This window comes from Nonomuraea sp. NPDC005983 (assembly GCF_040614375.1).
GTDB lineage: Bacteria > Actinomycetota > Actinomycetes > Streptosporangiales > Streptosporangiaceae > Nonomuraea.
Genome location: NZ_JBEXUP010000229.1, coordinates 1 through 9,543 on the forward strand (window position 1 = coordinate 1; position 9,543 = coordinate 9,543).

The 9,543-nt window shown below is 71.3% G+C and carries 12 protein-coding genes; 6 read left to right on the plus strand and 6 right to left on the minus strand.

What is annotated here, in order from left to right; genetic code table 11:
- From ABZ297_RS45050 to ABZ297_RS45065, 4 genes are all read left to right on the plus strand, one after another.
- Nucleotides 1–298, plus strand: a 298-nt coding sequence (locus tag ABZ297_RS45050; protein ID WP_355360161.1) for an ATP-binding domain-containing protein, incomplete at its 5' end; no start/stop codon positions are given.
- A gap of 638 nt (nucleotides 299–936) precedes the next feature.
- Nucleotides 937–2,628 carry an apolipoprotein N-acyltransferase gene (gene lnt, locus ABZ297_RS45055; protein ID WP_355360164.1) on the plus strand — a complete coding sequence of 564 codons (1,692 nt, stop codon included), beginning with the start codon at nucleotides 937–939 and terminating at the stop codon, nucleotides 2,626–2,628.
- A 13-nt stretch (nucleotides 2,629–2,641) separates the two neighbouring features.
- A complete protein-coding gene (locus tag ABZ297_RS45060; RefSeq protein WP_355360167.1) occupies nucleotides 2,642–3,385 on the plus strand; it encodes a polyprenol monophosphomannose synthase in 744 nt (247 codons plus the stop codon).
- Nucleotides 3,386–3,479: 94 nt separating this feature from the next.
- A complete protein-coding gene (locus ABZ297_RS45065) occupies nucleotides 3,480–4,025 on the plus strand; it encodes an FxsA family protein (protein WP_355360170.1) in 546 nt (181 codons plus the stop codon).
- A 381-nt stretch (nucleotides 4,026–4,406) separates the two neighbouring features.
- On the opposite strand, the gene ABZ297_RS45070 is transcribed toward ABZ297_RS45065, so the two are convergent.
- From ABZ297_RS45070 to ABZ297_RS45085, 4 genes are all read right to left on the minus strand, one after another.
- Entirely contained in the window at nucleotides 4,407–4,751 is a 345-nt protein-coding gene (locus ABZ297_RS45070; protein ID WP_355360173.1) for an RNA polymerase-binding protein RbpA, read from the minus strand.
- A 121-nt stretch (nucleotides 4,752–4,872) separates the two neighbouring features.
- Nucleotides 4,873–5,469, minus strand: a complete 597-nt coding sequence (locus ABZ297_RS45075) for a hypothetical protein (protein ID WP_355360176.1) — start codon at nucleotides 5,467–5,469, stop codon at nucleotides 4,873–4,875.
- Between the two features lie 205 nt (nucleotides 5,470–5,674).
- Nucleotides 5,675–6,229, minus strand: coding sequence for a WHG domain-containing protein (locus tag ABZ297_RS45080; protein WP_355360179.1), 555 nt, complete (start codon nucleotides 6,227–6,229; stop codon nucleotides 5,675–5,677).
- Entirely contained in the window at nucleotides 6,222–7,055 is an 834-nt protein-coding gene (locus ABZ297_RS45085) for an alpha/beta hydrolase (protein WP_355360182.1), read from the minus strand. The genes ABZ297_RS45080 and ABZ297_RS45085 overlap by 8 nt, the downstream gene beginning before the upstream one ends.
- Before the next feature lie 54 nt (nucleotides 7,056–7,109).
- On the opposite strand from ABZ297_RS45085, the gene ABZ297_RS45090 reads away from it, so the two are divergent.
- Nucleotides 7,110–7,259 carry a hypothetical protein gene (locus ABZ297_RS45090; protein ID WP_355360185.1) on the plus strand — a complete coding sequence of 50 codons (150 nt, stop codon included), beginning with the start codon at nucleotides 7,110–7,112 and terminating at the stop codon, nucleotides 7,257–7,259.
- Between the two features lie 41 nt (nucleotides 7,260–7,300).
- Complete coding sequence (locus ABZ297_RS45095) at nucleotides 7,301–7,888, plus strand: helix-turn-helix domain-containing protein (RefSeq protein WP_355360188.1); 588 nt, start codon at nucleotides 7,301–7,303, stop codon at nucleotides 7,886–7,888.
- Here ABZ297_RS45095 and ABZ297_RS45100 read toward each other — a convergent pair.
- Together ABZ297_RS45100 and ABZ297_RS45105 are read right to left on the minus strand one after the other, a co-directional pair.
- Complete coding sequence (locus ABZ297_RS45100) at nucleotides 7,787–9,220, minus strand: MFS transporter (RefSeq protein WP_355360191.1); 1,434 nt, start codon at nucleotides 9,218–9,220, stop codon at nucleotides 7,787–7,789. The two genes, ABZ297_RS45095 and ABZ297_RS45100, sit on opposite strands and share 102 nt — an antisense overlap.
- Nucleotides 9,221–9,234: 14 nt before the next feature.
- Nucleotides 9,235–9,543 (minus strand): glycerophosphodiester phosphodiesterase family protein (locus ABZ297_RS45105; RefSeq protein ID WP_355360194.1); only part of this gene is annotated, 309 nt, incomplete at its 5' end.

The following is a 9,543-nucleotide window of genomic DNA, read 5'->3' on the forward strand; positions in this document are numbered from 1 at the left end:
CGACGCGGTCGTCGGCACGGTCGTCGTCACCCCCGGCGCCGGGTCGGCGCGGGGAGCGGCGGCGCTGGACGCGCCCGTGGCGGTCATGGGGGTCGCCGACGCCAAGGGCCTGGAGTTCGACTCGGTGATCGTCGCCGAGCCCGGCCTGATCGCCGCCCAGTCGCCGAAGGGGCCCGGCGATCTGTACGTCGCGCTCACGCGGGCCACGCAGCGGCTCGGCGTCGTGCACGACCAGCCGCTGTCGCCAGCTCTGGGCGCCTTGCCGCATCCCGGACATGACACGACAAATGGGCTTTAATAGGCTTTAAATAGTGTCAATGCGGCAAGTCGAGCATGTGCTACCTGCGAAAACTTGATGTTTCCGCTGATCGGGACACGGTTGACATCTGAGTTGGAGTCGGTAGTTTGCTGCGCAGTCCAGCACGGGACTTGGCCGGTTGGCCGTCTCTGACATCGTCGGATCCTGCGTCCGTGACGGAGCGTGACTCCGTCCACACAGCCAGGTGCAGGGCCGTCGGTCCGTCGAGTCGGGGCACCCCAACCGGGCGGGGGGTTGGACCCGGGACGGGCCCGGTAGCCCAGTAGACAACGGAATTCCGCGCTCGCCGCCGACGAGACGGGTCCGGTCCGAAGGGTTTCCGGGCCCTCTTCCCGCTCTCGTGCGCAGGATCGCCACCAAGCGCCGGGGTGGTCCCACGTCGGGTCATGTTCCCGTCGGGGCCACCCTGCCGCTCCCTGGCCGGCTGGTCCCGTGCCGCACCCGATCCCCCGCGCCCCGCCCTCCCGACCGCGCCCGCCGGCGCCCCTGTACGGGAGATCGCGCATACTTGGAGCGCTCCTTCGGTGATCCGATCGAGCCGGAACGGCCGAACGGCTGTCGGAGGGCGGTAGCGTTTTCGCAAGCAGGTGTGCGAGCGGCGAGGAGAAACCGGCTTGGTGCAGGACAGAACGGGCCGACCACCCGAATCCACGGCGCCCTCGAACGCTGCCACCGCGCCCGCAACCCCCGACCCGGAGCTCGTCGAACCTTCGCCCGCCGACCCTGACACCGTGCCCGCCGGCCCTGATGCCGCGTCCGACGGTCCGGACGGCCCATCCCCTTCGAGCGCGTCCGGGGCGCGTGACGTCGTGCCGGAGTCGCGGCGGGTGCTTCTCGCGCGGGTGGCCGCCGCCGTCGCCGGTGGGGTGGTGCTGTTCCTGGCCTTCCCGCCCCTCGGCTGGTGGGTGTGCGCGCCGCTCGGCATCGGCCTGATCGTCGCCTCGCTCTACCGGGCCAGGCCGCGCCGCGCCGCCTGGCTGGGCTACCTGGCCGCGGTGGCGTTCCTGCTGCCGACCCTGGCCTGGGTCCGGACCATCGGCGACGACGTCTGGCTGGCCCTCGTGGGCGTGGAGAGCCTGTTCTACGCCGCCCTGGCCGCCCTGGCCGCCCTGGTGTTCCGGCTCCCGGGGTGGCCGCTGTGGTTCGGCGGCCTGTGGGTGCTCATGGAGTGGGTGCGCGGCCTGGTACCCGTCGGCGGGTTCCCGTGGGCCCGCGCCGCGTTCAGCCAGGGCGAGTCGCTGTTCACCGAGTACGCCGCGCTGGGCGGCGCGCCGCTGGTGTCGTTCGCGGTCGCGCTGTGCGGCGCGCTGCTCGCCTGCGCGGCGCTCCAGCGCGGAAGGGGGCTCGGCAGGCTGGTGCCGGCGGCGCTGGCCCTGGTGATCCCGCTGCTGAGCCTCGCCATCCCCAGGCCCGGCGACGAGGGGCGCACCGTCAACGTCGGCATCGTCCAGGGCAACGTCCCCGGGCGAGGCATGTACGTCCTCGGCGACGAGCCGGCCGTCGTGCTGCGCAACCACTCCGAGGGGACCAAGCGCCTGGCGGAGGCCGCCCGCGAGGGCAAGGTGCTCAAGCCCGACCTGGTCGCCCTGCCGGAGAACTCCACCGATATCGACCCCTACCGCGACAGGTTCGCCCGCCAGATCATCGACGAGTCCGTCAAGGACGTCGGCGTGCCCACCCTGGTCGGCGCCGTCGTGGCCATCGGCACGGAGCACCGCGCCACGCGCAGCCTGGTGTGGGACCCCGTCACCGGGCCGGGCGCGTACTACGACAAGCAGAACCTGGTGCCGTTCGGCGAGTACACGCCGTTCAAGGACATCGTCCTGGCGCTGTGGGAGCGGGCCAACCTGGTCGGCAGGCAGTCGATCGCCGGAACCAAGCCGGGCGCGCTGAAGGTGGGCCCCGTCACGGTCGGCGCGGTCAACTGCTACGACGTCGCCTTCGACGGCACCGTACGGGGAACCGTCCGGGCCGGCGGGACCCCGCTGATCGTGCAGACCAACAACGCCACGTACGCGCTGTCGAACCTGCCGCCGCAGCAGCTCGCCATGTCGCAGCTGCGCGCCGTCGAGCACAACCGCGCCGTCGTGACCGCCGCCACCACCGGAATCTCGGCATATGTCACGCCTGAGGGTAAGGTCTCCTGGCAGACTCGCGAGCTGGTCGCGGACATGAACGTGGTCAAGGTGCCGGTACGCACCCAGGAGACGATCGCCACCAAGGTGGGTGCCGCGCCTGAGTGGGCATTGATGATGATGGGAGCGGCGGCCGTCGGAGTCGCCGTGTGGCGAGGCAGGCGCCGGGGATGAGGAACTACTGATCATGGAGACTCTCGGGCGGGTGCTCGTCGTCGTCCCGACCTACAACGAACGCGACAACCTGCCGCTGATCGTCGAGCGGCTGCGGGCCGCGCTGCCGGAGGCGCACCTCCTGGTCGCCGACGACAACAGCCCCGACGGCACCGGGAAGGTCGCCGACGAGCTGGCCGCCGAGGACGATCACGTGCACGTCCTGCACCGGCCCGGCAAGCAGGGGCTCGGCGCCGCCTACATCGCCGGGTTCCGCTGGGGGCTGGCCGAGGGCTTCGACGTCCTCGTCGAGATCGACGCCGACGGCTCGCACCAGCCCGAAGAGCTGCCCAAGCTGCTGGAGGCGCTCGCCGACGGCGCCGACCTGGCGATCGGGTCGCGCTGGGTGCCCGGCGGCAAGGTGGTCAACTGGCCGCACAGGCGCGAGTTCCTGTCCCGAGGCGCCAACGTCTACACACGGATCATGCTCGGCATGCCGGTACGCGACGCCACCGCCGGCTTCCGCGCCTACCGCGCGGGCACGCTGGAGAAGATCGGGCTGGCGGACGTCGAGTCGCAGGGCTACTGCTTCCAGATCGACCTCACCCTCCGCACGGTCAGGCACGGGCTGCGGGTGGTGGAGGTGCCGATCACGTTCGTCGAGCGGACGATCGGCACCAGCAAGATGAGCGGCCCTGTCATGTACGAGGCGTTCTGGCGCATCAGCCAGTGGGGCATCACCGGGCTGCCGACCCGGCTGCGCAGGAAGCGCGGCTGACCCGAGCGCTCCGTCCCGGGTTCGGCGGTGTGGAACGGTTGGCCGGCTTTCCGCGTTATCCCTGACGTACGCGCGTGTGCGGAATGAGGAAACGATGCGGCTCCTGCTTTTCCTGGCCTTCCTGGCCGTCCCGGTGCTGGAGATCTGGCTGCTGTTCCAGGTGGGCTCGGCGATCGGCGGGTGGGCCACGGTGGCCCTGCTCGTCGTCGGCGCCGCGCTGGGCTCGTGGATCGTCCGGCGCGAGGGACGCAGGGCGTGGCACGGGCTGCAGGAGTCGTTGCGATCCGGCCGGATGCCCGAGCGGGAGCTGGGCGACAGCGGCCTGGTGCTAGCGGGCGGCGCGCTCCTGCTCGTCCCCGGCTTCCTGACGGACGTGCTGGGGCTGCTGTGCGTGCTGCCGTTCACCCGTCCGTCGATGCGGCGCTTGGCGGCCTGGTTCTTCGACCGCAGGCTCCAGAGGATGGCGGAGGCTTCGCCGTACGCGAACCTCTTCCCGCCGAGCGGCGGCGCCCCGTACACGGACGAGCCCGGTGCCGCGGCGCCGCGCGGCGCCAAGGTGGTGCACGGCGAGGTCCTGCGCGACGACCGCGCAACCTCGCCGGAGCACGGCGAAATCGTGCGCGACAACCGCGACGCGTAACCTCGCCGGAGCACGGGCGTTCGCGGTCCTCCAGTGGCGCCTCACGGGCGTGCTCAGGCCCGGTGAAGGCCGTCCGCTAGGAGCCGGCCCTCCGGCGGCAGGACGGCCTTGGGCGAGGAGCAGCGGCAGGCCGTCCACGACCCTGACCGCCGGCACGGCCTGGCTCACCACGATCTCGGCCACCACCGGTCACGCCGCCGGCGTGCTCGGCCCGATGCTGCTGCTGAGCCGGTCTGGGATTCGTGACCGGTCGGCCGCCTGACCCGTCCGCGAGGACGGGGCGGGGCCGCCGCCCTCGGGTTCCTCGGTACGGCAGGCGCCGGGACAGCACAGAAAAGCCCCCGGGCGTCCTGCCCGGGGGCTTCACCGTGAGAAGGTGTGTCAGGCGCTCTTACGCCGCTGGGCCCGAAGGACGGCCAGCCTCTCGTTGAGCACCTCCTCCAGATCCTCGATGGACCTGCGCTCCAGGAGCATGTCCCAATGTGTCCGCGGGGGCTTCGTCTTCTTGGACTCCGGCTGCTCGCCGTCGTCCCGCACCGCTGTCGCGCCGCACATGCGGCACTCCCACGTCGCGGGAATCTCGGCCTCGGCGGCAAGCGGGACGTCGAAGCGATGGCCCTTAGGACAGGTGTACGACACCTCCTGGCGCGGAGCCAGATCCGTGTTACGGTCGTTCTCGTAGCTGGTTGCCCCGAGCCGGGTGCCACGAAGCGCGCGCTCGCCCATGTCTAAATGCCTCCTACAGGGCCCCCATCGTGGAGGGGGTCTGTCTCCCACGGTGTTAACGCTTGGTACCGTGATGGGATTCCCCTCTGCGGGGTGATCCAATCGCGATCACCGCGAGGAGTTAGACTGTCCGCCCGCGCCAGGTCGCGATCGCGAGCCACACACCGCCGACCGCGATCAGCGCGCCGTGGGCGATGCGCAGCGAGTATGGGCCGAAGAACTGCGGGATGAACAGGGCGAACCCGGCCGCGAGCGGCACCGCGCTCCACTTCTGCAGCACTCCCGACCGCCAGACGGAGACGGCCGCCATGATGGCGCCGACGGCGAGCAGCGCCAGACCGAGGGCGAACATGGTGACGGCGACCGGGCTGAAACGGAACTCTTCGGCCAGCTCCATCAGGGCCGGGGTGTTGTCGCGCAGGGCCCGCTTGGCGATCACGTTGAGCCCGAAGTCCTCGGCTCCGTAGTAGGGCAGCGTGAGCCCGGCCCCGACCCAGGTCGCCAGGGCGGCCCGCAGCGACAGCCGGTCGCCCAGCAGCTGGTGCAGCCCGAGCACGGCCAGGCCGAGCAGCACGAAGCCGATCATGGCCGCCAGGTGCCCGGCGACCCACTCGGGGGAGGCCATGGCGGCGGCGTCGTCCCCTGAGGGGCGGACGGCCGGGTAGATCAGGAAGAGAACGCCGGCGACGGCGAAGTTCAGCGCGGTGAATGATCTCACGACGACTCCAAAGGTGGGGGTGGTGCTCTCAGACTGGAGGAGGCGCTCTCGAAACGTGCGCCGATCTCTTGCGAGAGCAATGCTCTCGCAATGGCCGCGAACGGTCAAGAGCAGTGCTCTCTTTTTTGTGCTTCGCTCTCGCCGGAGTGTCTGGCGGGCCGCGGCACGCGGGGTCTCACGTGCCGTCCTCGGCCGGAGCGGCTGGTCAGCGAGGGGTGCGCAGGCCGGAGGAGATCATGTGGATGAGCAGGTCGTAGCTCTCGTTGAGCTTCTCGGGCAGGCCGAAGGCGCCCCCGGCCTCCAGGACGACGAAGCCGTGCCCGGCCGCGCGCAGGCAGCGGGCGGCGTGGATGGCGTCGGAGTCCTCCAGCCCGTACCCGCGCAGCACCGCCAGCAGGATGCCGATCAGGCGCTCCCCGGCCTCGGCCCTGCCGGCGTCGGGGGTCTGGATCATCGCGAAGTAGCGGTGCGGGTGGCGCAGGACGTAGGCGCGCCAGGCGTCCATGAGCGCCCGCAGCGCCTGGTCGCCGGAGCGGCCCAGAGCCGCCTCGCTCAGCTGGTCGGACATCTCGTTCATGACCCGGGCGGACAGCAGCTCGCGCAGTTCGGCGAGGTTGCGCACGTGCTTGTACAGCGACGGCGTGGCCACCCCCGCCTGCGCGGCCACCGCCGACAGGGTCAGCGCGGCGACCCCCTGCTCGTCGATGATCCGCAGAGCGTGGTCGACGACCGCCTCAGGCGACAGAGACGCTCTAGCCATGGGCGTGCTCCTTCGCGAACGCGAGCGTCACCGCGGCGACCTCGTCGGGGTACTGGGCGTGCGGGTAGTGTCCGGCGCCCTCGATCATCGCGACCGTGCCGCGCCCGGCGGGCATGGCGGCGACGATGCCGTCGGCCTCGGCTCTCGGGTCCGCCCAGTCGGGGTCGAGGGTGCCCATGACCACCAGGGCGTCGCACCGGATGGCCGGAAGCTCGGCGCCGGCGTCCTTCGGCGCGGCGCCGCCCATCCTGCCGACCACGGCCATCCGGCCGGGCCTGCGCAGATCGGCCTCCAGAGCGGCCAGGTAGCGGGCGTGGTCGGCCGGCTTGACGCCCGGCATGGCATGGTCGAGGTAGCGCTTCCACAGCGCGACGCTGCGCGTCAGGACGGCGCCCAGGAGCAGCGTCAGGCCGGTGCGGTGGCGGGCGACGCGCAGCCCGGCCGGGGCGAGCTGCTGCGGCCGGGTGAACGGGCAGATCTCCACCAGGGCGCTGACCAGCTCGGGCTGCCGGGCGGCGGCGATGGTGGCGGCCCCGCCGGCGAAGGAGTGGCCCACGACGACCGCCGGGCCGCCCAGGTGGCTGATCAGGGCGAGGATGTCGCCCGCCACGTCGGTACGGGTGTAGGAGGCCCAGCCGGTGCTGGACTCGCCGTGCCCGCGCAGGTCCATGTTCGCCACCCGGAACCCGGCGGCCACCAGCTGGGGAAGCAGGAAACGGTAGGCGCCCCTGCCGTCTCCCATGCCGTGGGCCAGCACGATCAGCGGCCCCTCGCCGGCGACGTCGTAGGCGATGCGGCCGCCTTCGACGGTCAGGAACTCGGTCATGTCTGCCTCCAGGCTCAGTGGTGTAGCCCTGAAGCTAATGTCATTAGCCTGCCGGTGTCAACTCGTGCGGAAGAGCGCCTCCCGGCCGCACTGGTCGCGCGGGTGTGCGGGCGCGGCAACATGCTCGGCTCCGAGGGGGACGCGCACGCCGAGCTGCGCCCCGAACGGACCCCCGAACGGGCCGCCGAACGGGCCTTGACGTGAACCGAAATGGGTTCACTTTAGCAACCCACTATGCTGGGCGCATGAACAGGTTCGGGGAGATGCACTGCTCCATCGCTCACGCCGTCGGCGTCGTGGCCGAGCCCTGGACCCCGCTGATCCTGCGCGACCTGTTCCTGGGCCTGCGCAGGTTCGACGACCTGGCCGAGGACCTGGGCATCTCGCGCAACCTGCTCACCCGGCGGCTCGACGGCCTGGTGGCCGCCGGGGTGGTGGAGAAGCAGCCCTACCAGGAGCGCCCGGTTCGCTACGAGTACGTGCTGACCGAGGCCGGGCGCGACATCGTCCCGGCCCTGCTCACCCTGATGGCCTGGGGCGACCGCTGGGCGACCCCGCCCGGCGGGCCGCCCGCGCTGCTCGTGCACTCCTGCGGCGAGCTGTTCGTCCCGGTCGTCACCTGCCCGCACTGCGGCGGCCCCGCCACCGCGGAGAACACCGTGGCCGTCGGCGGCCCAGGCGCGGCCCAGGGGCCGGGCACGATGGTCCTGGCCGCGCCGGGCAGGCGGGCGCTAGATCGTCTCGGGCACCTCGTTGCCGGCCGCCCTGATCGCCTTGGGGAGGTTGACCAGGGCCAGCAGCACGAAGCCGATCACGAAGAAGATGATCATTGAGACGATGGCGATGCGGTAGCTGTTGGTGAACTGGAGCGCGATCGTGACGGTCAGCGCGCCGATGAAGGCCGAGCCCTTGTCGCTGATCTGCAGCAGACTGAAGTACTCCGCCTCCCTGCCCTTCGGGATCACTTGGGAGAACAGCGAGCGTGACAGCGCCTGGGTGCCGCCCAGCACGATCGAGATCGCGAACGCCAGCAGGTAGAACTGCAGGGCCGCGCCCTCCTGCAGGAACATCGCGACGACGACGATCGCCGTCCAGAGCACCAGGCTGGCCAGCACCGTCCGCTTGGTGCCGAACCGGCGGGCCAGCCAGCCGAGCAGCAGCGCGCCGAAGAACGCCACGAACTGCACCATCAGGATGGCGCTGATCTGGACGGACTTGTCCAGCTTGAGCGCCTCGGAGGCGAAGGCGGCGCTGTTGCCGATGACCGTCTGCACACCGTCGTTGTAGACCAGGTACGCCACCAGGAACAGCAGCGTCAGCGGGTAGCGATGCAGGTCCGCGATGGTACGGCCGAGCTGGCGGAAGCTGCCGCCGACCGAGCGCAACGCGGTCGTCTCGTGCGCGGGCACCGGCCGGTTGCGCAGCCTCAGCAGCGGGATCACCGTGAACGTGGCCCACCACAGCCCGGCCGACATCATGCTGATGCGCACCGACATGCCCTCGCTCAGGCCCAGGCTCTCGTGCCGGAGGTAGAGCACCAGGTTGAGCGCGAGCAGCAGGCCGCCGCCCAGGTAGCCGATCGCCCAGCCGCGCGAGGAGACGCCGTCGCGCTCGTCGGGGGTGGAGATCTGCGGCAGGAACGAGTCGTAGACCACCACGGACGACCCGTACGCCAGGTTCGCGATGACGAACAGCGCGCCGCCGAGCAGGTACCGGTCACCCTCGACGAAGTACAGGCCCATCGTGGCCAGCGCGCCGACGTAGGCGAACGCGCCGAGCAGCTCCCGCTTGCGCCCCGTGTGGTCGGCCAGCGCGCCCACGACCGGCAGGAAGACGATCTGGAGCAGCACCGCCACGGTCAGCGTGAGCCCGAAGAAGGCGGCGGGCCTGATGTCGGCGCCGAGGACGTCCACATAGCCGAGGCCCGGGTTGGTGGCGGCCAGCTTGTCGAACTCGGCCGAGCAGGCGGCGGGCGCGACGGTGGGGAAGTCCTTGGCGCAGGCCGCGGTCTTGGCGACCGGGATGAGGTACGGGCCGAGGAACACCGAGATGATCGTGGTGTAGAAGGCGGAGTTGGCCCAGTCGTAGAAGTACCAGCCGCGCTGTTCGCGCCTGCGCGCGGCGGGAGAGTCGTCGAGGCCGGCGGGGGGTGCCGAAACGGGCATGTCGTCGAGCGCTCCTATGCGGCCACGCCGCCTGGATGCCACAGGCCACGACGTTCGAGGACGTCGCGCAGGCCGGTGACGTTGTCGGTCATGATGCCGTCGACCCCGAGGTCCAGCAGGTGTTCCATGCGGGTGGGGTCGTTGACGGTCCACACGTGCACCTGCATGCCGATGGCGTGCGCCGTACGGACCAGGTTGCGGGTGGTCACACGCAGGCCGCGCAGGCCCACCGGCACCTGCGCGCACGGGATGCCCGCGCGCGACAGGCGCGTGAGCAGGCGGCCGTAGCCGGAGGTGGTGGCGGCGGCGCGCAGCGCGGCGAC